This is a genomic window from Lysinibacillus sp. FSL K6-3209 (assembly GCF_037976175.1).
GTDB classification, from domain to species: domain Bacteria; phylum Bacillota; class Bacilli; order Bacillales_A; family Planococcaceae; genus Lysinibacillus; species Lysinibacillus sphaericus_D.
Window position 1 is genome coordinate 3021824 of sequence record NZ_CP150264.1, and the last position, 16449, is coordinate 3038272.

The 16449-nt window shown below is 35.1% G+C and carries 17 protein-coding genes; 5 read left to right on the forward strand and 12 right to left on the reverse strand.

Going from position 1 to position 16449, the window contains the following annotated elements; all coding sequences use genetic code 11:
- Positions 1-6: 6 nt before the first annotated feature.
- Together MHH88_RS14725 and MHH88_RS14730 are read right to left on the reverse strand one after the other, a co-directional pair.
- Positions 7-726, reverse strand: coding sequence for a hypothetical protein (locus tag MHH88_RS14725; protein ID WP_339258987.1), 720 nt, complete (start codon positions 724-726; stop codon positions 7-9).
- A gap of 168 nt (positions 727-894) precedes the next feature.
- A complete protein-coding gene (locus tag MHH88_RS14730; protein WP_069513445.1) occupies positions 895-1266 on the reverse strand; it encodes a winged helix-turn-helix transcriptional regulator in 372 nt (123 codons plus the stop codon).
- 129 nt (positions 1267-1395) lie between these two features.
- Here MHH88_RS14730 and MHH88_RS14735 point away from each other — a divergent pair, with 129 nt between their 5' ends.
- The gene (locus tag MHH88_RS14735; RefSeq protein ID WP_339258990.1) at positions 1396-2022 is read left to right on the forward strand and encodes a nitroreductase family protein; all 627 of its coding nucleotides are present in this window, start codon (positions 1396-1398) and stop codon (positions 2020-2022) included.
- A gap of 459 nt (positions 2023-2481) precedes the next feature.
- Here the strand turns inward: MHH88_RS14735 and MHH88_RS14740 are convergent, their stop codons facing one another.
- A complete protein-coding gene (locus tag MHH88_RS14740) occupies positions 2482-3246 on the reverse strand; it encodes a hypothetical protein (RefSeq protein ID WP_339258992.1) in 765 nt (254 codons plus the stop codon).
- 268 nt (positions 3247-3514) lie between these two features.
- On the opposite strand from MHH88_RS14740, the gene MHH88_RS14745 reads away from it, so the two are divergent.
- The 3 genes from MHH88_RS14745 (at position 3515) to MHH88_RS14755 (ending at position 4525) form a co-directional block, all read left to right on the forward strand.
- Positions 3515-3643, forward strand: a complete 129-nt coding sequence (locus tag MHH88_RS14745; protein WP_339258994.1) for a hypothetical protein — start codon at positions 3515-3517, stop codon at positions 3641-3643.
- Between the two features lie 20 nt (positions 3644-3663).
- A complete protein-coding gene (locus tag MHH88_RS14750) occupies positions 3664-3831 on the forward strand; it encodes a hypothetical protein (RefSeq protein WP_339258996.1) in 168 nt (55 codons plus the stop codon).
- A gap of 88 nt (positions 3832-3919) precedes the next feature.
- Positions 3920-4525 carry a DUF3862 domain-containing protein gene (locus MHH88_RS14755; protein WP_069513431.1) on the forward strand — a complete coding sequence of 202 codons (606 nt, stop codon included), beginning with the start codon at positions 3920-3922 and terminating at the stop codon, positions 4523-4525.
- Positions 4526-4817: 292 nt separating this feature from the next.
- On the opposite strand, the gene MHH88_RS14760 is transcribed toward MHH88_RS14755, so the two are convergent.
- From MHH88_RS14760 to gpr, 7 genes are all read right to left on the reverse strand, one after another.
- Complete coding sequence (locus MHH88_RS14760; protein ID WP_339258998.1) at positions 4818-4967, reverse strand: hypothetical protein; 150 nt, start codon at positions 4965-4967, stop codon at positions 4818-4820.
- A 155-nt stretch (positions 4968-5122) separates the two neighbouring features.
- Complete coding sequence (locus MHH88_RS14765; protein ID WP_339259000.1) at positions 5123-5536, reverse strand: hypothetical protein; 414 nt, start codon at positions 5534-5536, stop codon at positions 5123-5125.
- Positions 5537-5822: 286 nt separating this feature from the next.
- Positions 5823-7649 carry a translation elongation factor 4 gene (gene lepA / locus MHH88_RS14770; RefSeq protein ID WP_103976185.1) on the reverse strand — a complete coding sequence of 609 codons (1827 nt, stop codon included), beginning with the start codon at positions 7647-7649 and terminating at the stop codon, positions 5823-5825.
- 319 nt (positions 7650-7968) lie between these two features.
- Positions 7969-8820 carry an excalibur calcium-binding domain-containing protein gene (locus MHH88_RS14775; protein WP_339259003.1) on the reverse strand — a complete coding sequence of 284 codons (852 nt, stop codon included), beginning with the start codon at positions 8818-8820 and terminating at the stop codon, positions 7969-7971.
- A 304-nt stretch (positions 8821-9124) separates the two neighbouring features.
- Positions 9125-11014 carry an acyltransferase family protein gene (locus tag MHH88_RS14780; RefSeq protein WP_339259005.1) on the reverse strand — a complete coding sequence of 630 codons (1890 nt, stop codon included), beginning with the start codon at positions 11012-11014 and terminating at the stop codon, positions 9125-9127.
- Between the two features lie 686 nt (positions 11015-11700).
- Complete coding sequence (gene spoIIP, locus MHH88_RS14785; RefSeq protein ID WP_339259007.1) at positions 11701-12567, reverse strand: stage II sporulation protein P; 867 nt, start codon at positions 12565-12567, stop codon at positions 11701-11703.
- A gap of 51 nt (positions 12568-12618) precedes the next feature.
- Positions 12619-13635, reverse strand: coding sequence for a GPR endopeptidase (gene gpr / locus MHH88_RS14790; RefSeq protein WP_025220063.1), 1017 nt, complete (start codon positions 13633-13635; stop codon positions 12619-12621).
- A gap of 163 nt (positions 13636-13798) precedes the next feature.
- Between gpr and rpsT the strand changes: the two genes are divergently transcribed.
- Positions 13799-14047, forward strand: coding sequence for a 30S ribosomal protein S20 (gene rpsT, locus MHH88_RS14795; RefSeq protein WP_024363081.1), 249 nt, complete (start codon positions 13799-13801; stop codon positions 14045-14047).
- 211 nt (positions 14048-14258) lie between these two features.
- Here the strand turns inward: rpsT and MHH88_RS14800 are convergent, their stop codons facing one another.
- Positions 14259-15293 (reverse strand): acyltransferase family protein, encoded by a 1035-nt coding sequence (locus tag MHH88_RS14800; protein ID WP_103976184.1) that lies wholly within the window; start codon positions 15291-15293, stop codon positions 14259-14261.
- 57 nt (positions 15294-15350) lie between these two features.
- The gene (gene holA / locus MHH88_RS14805) at positions 15351-16361 is read right to left on the reverse strand and encodes a DNA polymerase III subunit delta (RefSeq protein WP_339259011.1); all 1011 of its coding nucleotides are present in this window, start codon (positions 16359-16361) and stop codon (positions 15351-15353) included.
- Positions 16362-16449: the final 88 nt, after the last annotated feature.

Below are 16449 nucleotides of genomic sequence, written 5' to 3' on the forward strand. Positions count from 1 at the left end.
CTTCCTTTATTCCGCTGTCAGTTTATCCTGTTGTTGTTCGGTTTTAGATTCCTTAAGTTCATCAATAAGAGTAGTTAAAGAATCTTCTTTATGTAGATCTTTATCTTCAGCATTTTGAAGCTGATCTGCTACTTTTTCTTGCACAGTTTGAATCCGATCCTCTAAATCTGAAAGTTTTTCATATTTTTTATCAATAAAAATTCCACGGCGTGCATCTAACGCTACTTCACTCTCAAGACGATTTTGCTCGCGTCCTAATGAATTCTTCGAAAATTCTAATGTTTCCATTTGTTCTAGTGAAACGGATTTGCCCAAAATATCTTCCATTGAATTGGCAGGTTGTTCTTTCTTTATTTCTTGATCCTTTTGGTTTGTCGCTTTCTTTTGTTCTTCCATCTGCTGTTCAGCTATTTGAGCATCAATTTCAGCTATTTGTTTTTCAAAATCCTTTAGCTGTTCTTTAATAGACGATAAGTCGCCTCCGTTTTCTAACGTCCGTTCGCTTAAATCACTTTTCATTTGTTGAATGCTCTCTCGTTGCTTCATTAAACTTTCAATAAGACTCGTTTTAGCTTGCTGACCTTTAAACAAATTTCGTGCTTGTTGTCCTATTGTTAATGTATCTTTACGAATTGGAGTATTTTGCTGAACCATTTTAGGTCTATTAGAAGATACATTTGACAGTTTAATAAAGTTCGTAGAATTACTATCATGCGTTATTTTCATATTTTTCCACCTCATAATCTATATCGACAATTTTTTGGTATTTTTAATGAAATCTAGTTAAACCTCATATTTCATCAATCTAGAAAAATAAACAACTACGCACTTATTATTAAATAAATGTTTGATTTCATGATTGACAGTACCTGCTAGGAGCAAGTCTAGTTGCCACTACCTGTCATTTTGAGCACTGCGGAACAAATCACAAGTAATTTGTTGATCTTTATCTAGACCTTTTATAGCTGCATATGTATTTCCCCATTCACACATCGTGTTTAATACTGGTACAAAAGATTTTCCCAAATCCGTTAAGCTATATTCTACTTTTGGCGGTACTTCTTTAAATATTTCTCTTCGTACAAGGCCATCTCTTTCTAACTGTTTCAATTGATCGGTTAAAACCTTTTGTGTAATGCCAGGTATTAACTCATAAAACTCTTTTGTTCTTACTGATTTTTGACTTAAGAAAAAAAGAATTAAACATTTCCATTTACCACCTGCTATATTCATGAAAATATTAATTCCTGTATTATAGTTCACCATCTATTTTCCTCCTGACGCTAAATAGGCACCTTTAAGTGGCTATACCACTTTAAAGTGCGTTATTTTCTTCTATATTATTGCTTACTATAATTAAAGCTGCAAGACAATAAAAATTTCGGAGCTGATAGTATGAGTGTAAAAAATATTTTGGAAAAAAGACGTTCAGTTAGACATTATGATGCAAGTTATAAAATAAGTTCAGAAAAACTAAGCTCATTAGTTGAAAGTGCAAGTAAGGCACCTAATGGAAATAATATTCAAGCTACACGATACTTAATTATTGATAATCCAGACTTAAGAAATTTAATACTCCCTATAGCCTTTAATCAGCAACAAGTAATAGAAGCTTCAACTTTAATGGTCATGTTAGGTGATTATCAGGCATTTGACAAAGAGAATATTATCGAGATACATGAGGAGGGCTTTCAAGCAGGGTATTACGATGAATCGCTAAGAGATTATCTAGCAAATGCTGCAATCAATTATTACCAACATAAATCTAAGGAAGATTTAAAGCTAGAATTAACTCGAGATGTAAGTCTTGCGTCCATGTCATTCATTTTATTAGCAAATGAAGCCGGTTTTGACACGATTACTATGTCAGGCTATGATTCTAAAAAACTAAAAGATATCTTACATATTTCTGACAGATATTTAGATGTGATGCTCATAGCTGTTGGGAAAGGTACTAAAGCCGGTCATAAAACAGTAAGACATGATGTCAATAAGATAATTTATAGAAACGAGATTAATTAATGCTCTATAGTCTCTGATTATCTAAAGGCAAAGCAATATGTTCTTAATAGAAAAAAGCTCAGGCTCAAAATTAATTGAGTTTCTGAGCTTTTTTACTTAGTTTTTGTTTATACCCTATATTGATAAATCAACATTACTTCATATCGTCCATTTTCAGCACAGTCATAAATGCTTCCTATAGAAACGTTGTATTCAGGATGTATCTATTCGTATCCTTTTCCAACTAATAAACCTTTGCTGTATAAGGGTTTGTCGGTTGTTTTTTCTTCGCTTATTTATTATCATTGGTGGGGATATGATGGAGAAAATAACAAAATGACCACCCATCACAGAATGGTCTTTTATGAATTATTCAGCTAAGCACAAGACATCGATAATCAGCCTATTCGCATGTCCACAACCATAAAAAATAGCCCCCTTATCAAATAAATATGAGGGCTTTATATAATTCTTAATCTATCACTTATCTCCAACTGGCTTTAGTGAATTCATTGGAAGATAAACAGCATTATCGAGTCTTCCTTCTAATTCATCGGTTACATATATATAACCATTAATTTCATGATCATACCTTGAATATACAGTACTTCCCTTTTTCATAATTCTTTCAGTCTTAGATTCTTTTAATGGAACGCCCTTCCCCTCTTCTTCTCTTGTTAGTTCATAACGTACACCTCTTTCTCTCGATATTGTCTCAGCGATTTTAAGGTCTGTACCAGGATACTCGTAACAAAATTCCTCACTACCATCGCCACTTTCGCAATACTGTAGTAGTTGACCATTATTTGTATCCTTGAAATTAAAACTCCATGGTCCTTCTAGTTTGATGTATGATCCGTAATATAAGCCATCATTAATACCATCGCGAGTAATAACAATATAAGCTGGTTTGTTATAAAAAGATGAACGAATTTTTATTGGTACTTCTTTGAAAACTACCAAATCGGTTGCTTGTACTCGGTATTGCCCCATTTGATAAAATATTTTGTTATCATATTTTTCAATATCATACGTTCTAAAGAAGTTATTTCGCTTTACCACTAAAGATTCAAACGTACCATCTGAATTTTTCTTGTATACCTTAATGTCTTTTTTAAAGGTCATTTTCCCTGTTTGCCCTTTTACAACTTCCGCTCCATCATACATCACTTTCGCTTCTGATTTTGTTGGATTTACTACTGCAAATACGAATGCTGCTAGTAACACAATAAATAATTTTTTCATTATTCTCCTCCTACTCAGTTATAAAAACATAATTTCTTAGTATTATATACCAGTAACTTAATATTCTATCAACGGTTGTTAAAAACCCTACAAAAGTATAGTATTTTTCCATAGCATTATTTCTCCCATCTACCATTCTACCCTGTTCTCTTTTTATATACATAGCAATTTTGAATAGCTAGCTTTAATAAAGTCAGGTGCACTTTGAAGCTGTGTAATGGCTGTTAAAGACTTTGAACATCACGTAATTAGCTGAAAAAATGGGAACTTGACAATCAAATTTACCAAAAAATTAAAACGTGATAATTTCAGTGAAAAAGAATTACAAGAAATAGCTGATATTTTAGGGATTAAGTTTGAAGCTCATTTTGTGTTAGAAGAAGGTACGAAGATATAAATAATCTGCGGAGGGCTAATATGTTTAAAAAGTTGTTTAGCAAAAAGAAGCGACAATTAAAGAAGCAAGCTAAAAAGGCAGTATATGAAGCAACTAGAATTAAGCCTATTAAAATTAAAAAGCCAAAGCCAATGATTAAGAAAAAGCGTAAACCATCTTTAAAACGAACAATTAAAAAATTATTCTAAACAGATAACTAAATACGATTATCTGTTTTTTATCTGTACTTTTTCTAATTATTTTCCTAAAATGGAAATATAGAGGAGGGATTTACAAATGAAAAAATTAGTATTTAGTGCAGCATTAGTATTAAGTCTTGGACTAGCAGGCTGTGGAGAGACAACTACAAAGGACGAATCTGCAAAAGAGGAAAAATCGGTTGCTGAAACATCGAATGATTCTAAACAAGAAACAGCAGCACCAGTTTCTAAAGATGATGGAAAATTAACTGAGGAAAAGTTCAAACAAATTAAAGATGGCATGACATATGAAGAAGTAGTTAAAATTATTGGTAGTGAAGGGAAAATTATGTCTGAAACAGGTTCAGCTGGTGAACCGTATCATACTGTTATGTATGAATTTGAGACGGATGGTGCCCTAGCTGCTTCTACAATGACTTTCCAAGGTGGCAAACTAATCAATAAGGCTCAATTTGGTGTTGAATCATCTGACATTGAAATCACTATCGACCAATTCAATAAATTAGAGAATGGCATGACAAAAGAACAAGTATTTGAGATCCTTGGTGGTGAAGGTGCGGTTATTTCTGAATCTGGCGATGTAGTTATGTACAGTTATAATGGTAAGACTTTAGGGGCAAATGCTTCTTTAATGTTCCAAGGTGGTAAATTGATGAACAAGACTCAATTAGGGTTAGAATAATATTAAAAGGTAAATAATAAAAAAACTAGGTACTCAATTAAAATGAGCGCCTGGTTCTTTTTAAAATATTCCAAAATAGCTCTTAAAAAATATGCCCAAGCTACATACTCGTCACCTAGTATGGGTGTAACTACTAAAGCTACTACAATTGCTGCGATAGCTAAAGTTTTTATAAATGGTATATTATCTGACCAACTTTGCGCATCAGGGTTATAGACCTTATGTACTTTCTTTTTTTATAACTATGAGTATGATATAGTTCACCAGTTGACGAATTCTAATTCTGAAACAGTTAATTACTTCCTAAATCATATTCACAACTTTGAGAGTTAACATTTGAAGCCAAAGGTGTTATCTCTATAGGAGAACTAGTATATTCTTTATTTTTTTCTTTTTTAATAAGCTCTAAATATAACTCATATTGCTCTTTTGTTCTTTTCACCGCTCAAGATTGATTGAATCTCTTCTGGTAAATATTCAATACTTTTTGAGGAATATCCATTTTTTCTATTTCTGCTGCTTTTACTTTATTTAGATAAGTACCATAATCATTATTGTGGCTACTATCTTTTTCAAAATAAACGCTTTTTTTTCGCATTAGTCTTGATTTAGATGTAATAATTTTTGTAAAGGAATTTTGTCAAAGTCTAAGTTATATTTCTCCTGTAATACCGTCTTAAAAATATTTTCAACAATACCTGTATAAAATGTAATTACTACATCACAGTGTGCTAATGCAACATGGTCTGTAAGTTGTTTAGAAAATTGATTGATTGGTTCTATATGTTCTTTTTTGACAGAATGCTTAGAATAAACACTAACGGTAATTAAATTCCCCCTTAAATCATCTTCAAAAAAAATATCATTGGGAGATAGGTTTAGATCTTTTATTTCAGAAGCTCGATTTTCATCAACAATAAATAATCGATAAACATCTTTACCAAACTTAACATCCCATACCTCCATGTCTTTCAATCTTAGTATTCTTTCAAAATAATCAATTATTTCCACGCTCCTAATTCACTAAAAATATTCAAATATTTTACACTCTTAGGTATATTAATACCTTTCATTATTATATATTAATTATTTTCAATCAGAACTTCACGTCACTTTTTTGATTGATGTATATAGTGTGTCTGTTTTTATCTGACACCTTCCTTTTTGTATAATAAAAGCCCTCCACAATCATCTGTGGAAGGCTCATTTTAATAACGGTGGCGAATCGGTGGCATCCTCCACCCAAAGGATATAAAATTACTAATTAATAACCTCTATAAACGTTGTTATTTCAACGTTACTTCGTATCATCCATCTTCAATACAGCCATAAATGCTTCTTGTGGAACTTCGACTGAACCGACTTGTTTCATACGCTTTTTACCTTCTTTTTGTTTATCAAGAAGTTTACGTTTACGAGAAATATCCCCACCGTAACATTTTGCCAATACATTTTTACGCATCGCTTTAATTGTCGAACGTGCGACAATTTTTTGACCGATTGCAGCTTGAATTGGGACTTCGAATTGTTGACGTGGAATCAATTCTTTTAGTTTTTCTACGATTACTTTCCCACGCTCGTAAGCAAAGTCACGGTGCACGATAAAGCTTAGTGCATCGACTTGCTCGGCATTTAATAGGATATCCATCTTCACTAGTTTTGAAGGCTGATAACCAATTAGCTCATAATCAAATGATGCATAGCCTTTTGTATTTGATTTTAAATAATCGAAAAAGTCATAGACAATTTCAGATAATGGCATTTCATAAATAATGCTGACACGTGACGTATCAATATAATCCATCGTCATGAAATTACCGCGTTTCAATTGGCAAAGCTCCATTACCGCACCAACATAATCGTTCGGTACCATAATTGTCGCTTTCACATATGGTTCTTCAACACGGTCAATTTTTTGTGGATCTGGCATAAACGATGGGTTGTCGACTTTAATGGACGTACCATCTGTCATATAAACATCGTAAATTACCGATGGTGCTGTTGTAATTAAATCAATGTTAAATTCACGTTCAATACGTTCTTGAATAATTTCCATATGAAGAAGCCCTAGGAAACCACAACGGAAACCAAAACCAAGCGCTTGCGATGTTTCAGGTTCATATTGTAATGCAGAGTCATTTAACTCTAATTTTTCTAACGCATCACGTAAATCATTATATTTAGCAGTATCAATTGGATATAATCCACAGTATACCATTGGATTTAAACGGCGATAACCTGCTAATGCCTCTGCTGCTGGACGATTAGCAAATGTTACAGTGTCCCCCACTCGCGTATCCCCAACATTTTTAATAGAAGCTGTTAAGTAGCCCACATCTCCAACCGTTAATTCACTTTGTGGCACACTTTTCGGAGTATGTACGCCGACTTCAATAACATCAAATTCTGCACCGGTCGCCATCATACGAATTTTATCGCCAGGTTTAACCGTACCATTCATAATTCGAATGGAAATAATAACACCTTTATAGGCATCGTATACTGAGTCAAAAATAAGTGCTTGTAATGGTGCATCTGGATCGCCTGTTGGTGCAGGAACCTTTTCAACAATTTGTTCTAAAATATCTTCAATACCGATACCAGCTTTTGCGGAAGCTAATACCGCTTCTGAAGCATCTAAACCGATAACGTCTTCAACTTCTTGACGCACACGTTCTGGATCGGCTGCTGGTAAGTCAATTTTATTGATAACTGGCAAAATTTCTAAATCGTTATCAAGTGCTAAGTAAACGTTAGCCAATGTTTGTGCTTCGATGCCTTGTGCTGCATCCACAACTAAAATAGCGCCCTCACAAGCAGCTAAACTCCGTGATACTTCATATGTGAAATCGACATGTCCTGGTGTATCGATTAAATGGAATGTATACACTTCGCCATCTTTGGCTTCATATTTTAATTGGACTGCATTTAACTTAATTGTTATGCCTCGCTCACGCTCTAAATCCATTGAGTCGAGTAGCTGTGCTTTCATTTCACGGGATGTCAGTGATTTCGTTTGCTCTAAAATACGGTCAGCAAGCGTTGATTTCCCGTGGTCAATATGTGCAATAATAGAGAAATTTCGTATGTTCTCTTGTCTTTTTAATCGTGCTTCTCGGTTCATCTCTTCCACTCCTAATTAAACTATAATGAATTATACTATGAACCACATACAAACCACAACATTAGAACGGGATAAATGCTGTTAAATCAATGGTTACTCTTATTTATGCTTGTTATTTTCTGCAATTCAATGCATCAAAAAGCACCCAATTCAGGCAATCAGGCCCAAAAAGGTGCTTTTCAAAAAGTGCATAAAATATGACAAGTGTGTGTACAGGAAGGCACTAACTAATTCAATAACGAACTGTAGAGCGAAAAAAAGCACCTGCATGTGACAGGCGCTTTTTTAATTCAATTATTTACTACTCACTAAAGTAAAATTACCTTTCACAAGCCCATCCATCTTTGTCTCGATCATGTTTAGGCGCATAGGCAGGGTGGTCAGCTCCTACACCATTTGGGTGATCTTTACGAAGCTCTGTACAATTTTTATAGGTTTTACTACTATTTGAATTACCCGCATTTGACGAGCCACTTGGTTTACTCGTTGTCGCGGCAGCTGGATTTTTTGAACTTAAGTAAGTATCTACTACATAGCCCTCGTAATCTGCAGTTGTTATAAACGACCAACCAGCAATTGTAGAATGAACGGCTACTTCTTCATTTTTCGCTAGCTCCCCTACTTGAACACCAGAAGGGCTTGCAATATTTCTAACAATAAGACTGCTCGCTAGCACATATTTAGTTGTTGGCTGTGAATTGCTCATAAAATTAGTAGCAGCATAGCCAATTACATTACCATACTGGACAAAGGACCAACCATCACCAACAGATCCAAAATCTTTGACAACCATTTTATTTTGTAATGTTGCAACCGTTTTACCTTTTAAAGATGGCGTTTCTTTTACAACCAAGCCACTTTTCGAACTCGCAATTTTAATTGTGTATGGCGCATCATCAAGTACATCTTCAATAATATAACCATCAATCATTTTATTTTCGTTATTTAAATACATTATACGAGAAAAATCATTATGTTCACTAATTGAAATAACAAATTTTCCCTTTTCTACAGTTCCAATTACTTTTGAATTCGTATCAGTTTTTTCATATACCTTAGATGAAGAGTCTGTTACCTTTACTTCTTTAAAAGTGCTAGCATTTGCAATGTTGACATTAAATGCAAATGCTAACATTAGTGTCAATACTAATACAAGTGTTTTACTTTTCATTTTTTAAGTCTCCCTTTTTATCATTTTCTATAAATAACCTTTTTATGTAATCCTTGAAAGTTCTTATCATAGGTGTCAATGTTCATGTACCGCTTTGGCATCTAGTGGATTCACTGTATTCATCAATCCCTCCTACCACTAAATATTATACATAAATGGATTAAAATTGGTATAAATATATTAAATTAGCATCAAATTATTTTTTCTACATAAGAAAAAATCCCTGTCCTTTCATATAAAAAGACGAGTCACTCCATTAAGTGACTCGTCTCAGGGAGACTATCTAGCGACAGCAGGATGCTTATTAAACTTCATTCATACTCGCATCAATTGCTTGCTGAATTAGACTCGATAAAGCTTCTACCCCTTCTGGCTCCAAGTGTACTCCGTCTGGAGCAAAATATTCGGGATGGTTTAAGGCTGTAGAATGCCAATCAATTAACGTAATATTCTCACGCTCTTGCGCTTTATTCGCTAAAGCATTGTTTACTTTTGCTTCCCATGGACGTGGTACACGTGTGTTCACTAAGTATATTTCTGCTTGTGAAAAAGCACCAAGAAGCGTGTCAATTTGGTCATTTGTAAAGTAACCGTTTGTGCCAAGTTGAATAATGACCGCTTTATCTGGTTGATTGAAGCGGGCGTAACTAGGGATTAGTTTGACTGCTTGCGAAACTTGTCTCCCGATTTTTCCATCTATTGTAATGTTAGGGTAAAGCGTATGTAAACTTGTAGCAATATCAATCATAACAGAATCCCCGATAGCTAGTAGTTCTTTATACGGTCCTTTCTTAGCAATGTCACTTGCATCATCTTTCTCCGTTTTTGACGTTGCTTCGTTATTGTCAATAGGTGATTCTACTTGTTCATCTGTGGAATCTTGCTCTACGGTATCCTGATCTTTTGCAGAAGCATGTTGCCCACCATTTATTTTAATGTTTGTTGGGTAAGACTCCTTTGTGTCCTGTGGTGCTTCTCCTACTACCCCTGTTATACCAGTAAAAAACACGAGTAAGAAAAGTGGAATAACAGCAGTTGCAATTTTTCTTGCAATTGAAAAATCACGCCATTTGTTCGGATTGATGATTAAATATTGTCGGAAATATAATCGGAATCCTTTTTTACGAATAGGCATTTCAATACAGCGATAAGATAATTCAGCGAGCAGTAATATGAGCAATAACTGTATAGTAACACGCCAATAGACAGGGTTCCCAATTTCATGAACAGGAGTACCTAACACAATAATAGGGTAATGCCAAAGATAGATTCCGTACGATCTAGAACCAATCCAGCGAAGCGGCTTCCATGAAAGTAGTTTGCCTAAAAAACTAGCTGGATGGCAAACACAGGCTATTAATAGCGCTGCATTTAGACAAAATAAGAACATACCACCTCTATATAGAAATGCTTGGTATTCATCTACGAATAAAATACTAACAATAAAAATACTAAAGGTAATGAAACCTATACTGTTAAGCTCATAAACATGCTTAGTAGAAAGCTTTTTCGTAGAAAGTCTTTTCATTGGCCAAACGAATGCTAACCAACAGCCTATTAACAATTCAAATGAACGTGTATCCGTCCCATAATAAATTCGGCTTGGGTCAGCTCCTGGCTGATACAAAAGGGCCATTAGGATTGCTGAACAAATTGCGCCAATGAAAATAATCGTCGAAAATTTACTTTGTTTTTTAAATAGAGCTAAACCAATCATCAATACAATCGGCCAAATTACATAAAATTGTTCTTCAATCGCTAAAGACCATAAATTTTTCAATGGGGAAGGCGACCCGAAACTATCAAAATAGGAAAGTTTATGATAAATAAACCACCAATTACTTGAGTAAAAAATGGAAGATAGCGCATCTCCACGCATAGTATTTAAAAGTTCTTTATGAAATAACATGACCCAGACGAAAGTGGTCATAATCATAACGTAAGCAGCGGGCACTAGACGTCGAAAGCGACCAATCCAAAATTGTCGCAAACTGACTGTTAATTGATTCCCTTTCATCGGTAAAATGGTTGAAGTAATTAAATAACCTGATAAAACAAAAAAGATATCAACTCCGAGGAACCCTCCACTAGCCCATCGAAAGTTAAAATGGTAAGCAATGACTGCTAGTACTGCTAAAGCTCTTATCCCATCTAATCCTGGGATATAACGATGATTCAATGTCTTGCCTAACATACTGTTTCCTCCAATAAAATATAAAACGTCGTTCCATTTATTAAATTATCTACAAAATGTGAATATATTGCCTAGCCTCTGCTCCTTTTCTACGCTTTATTCTTTACTTATAATATTAAAGACGTATGAGCGACCTAAAAAGGTTGATCATTTTCTAAAGCAAAAAAATTTTTCCACGGTGGGATTTTCGTTATACCATTTTCCTAAGTTTTTTAAATCTATTTTCACTACTACAGGGTATAAAAATTTACTATATTTCTTACATAAAGTATGTATATAACATATAATCAAAGTCATTTTTTTATTAAAAATTTGTAATATTACAACAAAACAACAAAAAAAGCATCTGCCCATAATGGAAGATGCTTTTGAAACGGCTTTTTTCATTGATGAACACAATCGAAAATCGCCCGATTCAATAAGGCGTATGAGCTGACTTGAAAAGTATAATGCAAGGTATAAACAATTGAAAGACCTAGAAAAAAATTTTTTTAGGTAATTCTCTCAATTGGCACCATACATACCATTCATTACCCTTCATTGATGACATCAAACTATTTTCTAAAGTGGACAACAATGAAAAAATTACTTGAATAGCAAAAATTCAATATAGTTAAAGATGACTAATGTAACACACTAATTGTTAATCATTGCCTCATGATTGTTAACTTACTGCTAATAGCTGTTTAACTTTTAGATTCTGTTACAAAAGTTTTGGCAATTGCTTTTCCTATAACAGCAATTGTACGATTTAACTCATCTTCTGTATTATCGATGCCACCTAATTCAATTAAAATCATCTCTTTAGCTAAATCTTGATTGTAGCGACCATCTACATTATCACCACTTTTCGATATAACCCCTCTTGAAACCTTTGGCACAATGTCATTCATGGCAGCAGAAAGACTTTCTGCATAAGCCGTATTCCATCTGTAATTTTTATGTTCTGCTCCTACGACTATGGCAATACGTGCATATGATTGATTGTTGTACATGGTAGTTGTCGCATCCCGCTTGGCAGAATCTCGATGCAAATCAATTATTAAATTATAGGATTGCTCTTGTAAACGGCTTGATAGATATGGACGTACTGTGTTATAAGCTTGTGGAAAAGTTTTGCCTTCCGATTTCATTACCTTCATCACATCAACATCTAATACATCCGTCTGGATACCGTTCATACTAAAGTGCTTGGAAATGGCGTCTTGTAAGTTATAAATATTTGTTTTGTCATCATAAACCGCCACTTTTCCGCTAGCTGCTTTTACCATCGGTTGATAGGCTTCTTGTGAATGTGTAAATAACAATAATACTTTAAATGGATCCTGCTCTTTTGTCTGCTCTGACGTCGATTCTGGCGTCTGCTCTTTCGTCTTCTCTAGTTCACTTTCTTCTTCTAAATTTGTAGCGGCAAACACGACTTGTTTATCCTCTGGTTGTTTAATCGGAGTCGATGCTTGCTTGTTGAACGGAAGTTGCCCAGCAATGACTGGTAATACGAAAAAGAACAATAATAGACCAATTGACCATTGTAGTTTTTTTAGCAAAGTCACACCCTCCTCCCCTTATCGTATGGAGGGGATGTGTCTTTTAGAACGATGAATTTATAGATCGTTTGCCCATTTTGTAAGCATAGTTGAAATGAGTGTTGCATACCGATCTATCCAATAATCGGCTTCTTTCGGTGTGACCATTAACTGTGCATGTGAAGCAGCAAAAGTCTCTTCAAAAAGCTGTTGACGTTCCTCTTTTGACCATGTTGCCCATTCACCGAAAATGGGTGTAACAAGGGACATATCCAGTTCTTTATTAATATCTGGACGCCATGAAGATAATGATAATTTAGATGAAGGTTTTCCTCTCTCAGCAACTCGCGCGGCAATAGTGCGTAACATCACCTCTACTGCGTCAGCAATTAGCACGGGTGCATCAACAACTGTTGGAATCCCAATTGCTGTGACAGGGATACCAAGCATTTCTAAGGATATTTCCTTGCGTTGATTGCCGACACCTGAACCTGGATGAATACCCGTATCGGTAAGTTGGATAGTTTTACATAAGCGGTCGCTTGCTCTTGTTGCGAGGGCATCTACGACAATGATTAGTTTTGGTTGTAGACGCTCAGCTAATGCTGCTACAAATTCACCTGTTTCATAGCCTGTTTGCCCCGTCACACCTGGTGCATACATGACAAATTTGTCATCGATTTTATCTAGACTATGCAAGTGATCGATAACATATGGTCCTATGGCATCTGGCGTTATCGTTCGATTGCCAAGCCCTATAATTAATATTTTGTCATCCTTCTGCCAGGAAATTGATTCATGTAACGTTTTAAAGTTTGCTAGCAAGGCTTTTTCAAGTTGTTCAAATCCATCCTCATCTTCTAATGTAAGCGTTGGTACGGAAAGGGTTATATATTTCCCTTCTTTTTTGCCTATTTGTTTCTTGCCTTCTGCGTTCACTTGGACATCGGTTATTTTCACGCGTCCTGCAGTGCGGTCTTCGATTTGAACCCCAGATGATTGTTCAAGTGTTTCTTTTTGTTCCTTCGTTTGATGTAAAACGACCTCTTCAGATTCATCAATTAAATCAGTCCGTTGCCAATTTAAATTTTGCATTCAGCTCACCTCAATTAGTAGTTTGTTCAAACTGTCAAGTAAATATTCTTTGCATTTATCTATTGCAATTTAGCCTAGCGTTTGTTAAAATGATTTTTGTTGTATTGACACAAGAAATCAATGAGAAGATATCATCTCGTACCTATTTTAGGAGGTGAAAGATATGCCAAACATTAAATCTGCGATTAAACGCGTAAAAGTTAACGAAAAAGCAAACGTTGCTAACTCTCAAGCTAAATCTGCAATGCGTACTACAGTGAAAAAAGCTGAAAACGCTGTTGCTGCTAACGCTGAAAACGCACAAGAACTTTTACAAGCAGCTTACAAATCTTTAGATAAAGCAGCTTCAAAAGGACTTATCCACAAAAACGCGGCGGCTCGTAAAAAGTCTCGCCTAGCTAAAAAAGCGTAAGTGTTTATAAAGGATCAGTTTACTCTTCTTGAGTAACTGGTCTTTTTTCGTTTTCAACAATTATAGGATTGCCAATAAAAAAATCCGCTATGCTTCTTCGAAAAAACAGGAGACCCTAAAGGTGCTCCTTGTCTTCCCCTCGGAAAGGCACAGCGGATTTTATTTATCAGGAAAACGATTCATAGTTGCTATTTGTATGAATCTTCCTTACCTAAATCACTCTTTTTAGATATGGTATTTTCTGCATAATCCACACAACTATTGTGGAAAGCACTAAAATAATGAGTACTTGTAATGGAATAGCAAATAGCGGTTTGACAAAAAGCTCATTTTCATCAAAAAAGTACGGGCGGACTTTATCTAAAATCATTGCATGTACTAAGTACACACCAAAACTTGTTTGTCCAATTAACTTAACAATTCTACTTGTCTCATAGCTTCCGCTTGCCACTTTACGATTGACCCAATATTTCACAAAGACAAAGAGAGCAATACTCATCGCAATAACATTTGGACTAGAATAAGAAAAAGCATAGCTTGTAAATTGTCCTTGCTGCTCTGTTAAAACATTTGTACGTAGGATTGTTTCAAGTGCTCCAACTATTCCTAGCATGTAAATTCCGACACGCCATTTTTTCGATAGTTCAAATGTCGCTAAATAGTAGCCAAGTATAAAGAAACCGATATACTCACTTAAAGGGAAAAACAACGTAAATTCATTACTCACAATATATGAATAATAACGGAAACCTCCATAAAATAATATCCAGAGAACAACCACATAGCCTATCATTTGTTTAGAAGCATGATTAACGAAAATATTAAAGACGGGCGCTAGTAAATAAATACCAATCAGCGCATAAAAATACCACAAATGATAGTATATCTGATTATTAAAAAACATGATTAGAAACTCTTTCAACGAATACCCAGGATTCCACATATACGTTGCCCACGTATAATAGATTATCGACCAAGTAATAAAAGGTAGTAAAATTTTATTCGCACGTTTTTTAAAAAAAGTACGCAGCGATTCTTCTTTCCGCCCAAGTAACAATGCCCCACTAATCATTAAAAAAATGGGCACACACCAGCGCGATAATGCATTATAAACAATGCCTGTTTGCCAGTCAAATAAAGTAATTTTGTCATAAAGCACGACATAAGGAGTCGCAGCATGCAAAAGTAATACGCCTAGAATTGCAATGGCTCTAAGGCTGTCCATGTACTGAATTCGTGTATGCACGTTCAAAAACCCCCCACGACATTATACAACCATTCATGCCCAACTAGTTAATATTTTTTACAGTTGGCGTAGTAAAAATAGTTCTAAATATCGCTCGCGGTTTCCTCCTGCTGTTTTTAACTGTAAATCGACTTCTGCCAACTGATATAAAGCTTTCAATAAACTTTCTTCAGATGGACGGTTGCGTTGCTCAACCATTAACTTGACACGATAAGGGTGAATTTTTAAGTTTTTTGCAATTTGCTGCGGATGATAGCCCTTTTTCAGCAAATAAAACACATTCGACATCGTCCGTACATTCGAAGCAAGAAGCCCGACAAGCATAATCGGCTCCTGTTTCTGGCGCAATAAATCATGGTAAATTGACAATGCCGCTACAGGGTCATGTGCAAAATATGCGTTTAACATTTTAAAGGCATCCTGTTCTAACGTTTTTGCGACTAAATCTTCTACGAGCATCGTTGTTATTTCTCCGCCCTCACCTACATAGAGCGATAGTTTCTCCATTTCCATCTGTAGCTGTAGCATATTCGGTCCAACCATTGATACAAGCTGCTCAATAGCACTTTGTGTAATCGTATTGCCCTGTGCTTTCACAAGTCCTTGAATCCATACTGCTAAATCTTGTTCTTTTGGCGTTTCGGCTTGGACAATGAGCGCATGCTCTTTCATCATTTTTGTCACTTTTTTACGTTCATCTAGCTTTTCATATGGTGCAATAAAAACCGTTACAGAAAAATCGGAAGGATTTGCAAGCCATGCCTCCAAACGTTTCACATCATGCTCGATTTTTTCTTTCCCTTTTTCAGTTGCCTTTAAAAACGATGCATTTTTAGCAATTACTAGTTTACGCTCTGAAAAAAATGGAATCGTATCCGCTTCATCCATCACGACATCTACCGGTAATTCTTCCAAATCAAAAGTAGTCATTTCAATTTCTTCTTCTGTGCCGAGTGCTTCCTTTAAACGCTTCACTGTTTCGTCTATAAAATAGCTTTCTTCACCAATGATTAAGTATACAGGTGCAAGCTGACCTTTTTTTATATTGTTCCAAACCGTTGATATCATATTTTTACCTCCATCTAGCAATACTATTAGTATACATGATTTAGTTTCGGTTGTGACTTTGGGCTAAATTGTGTCGATTCCTTGCCAC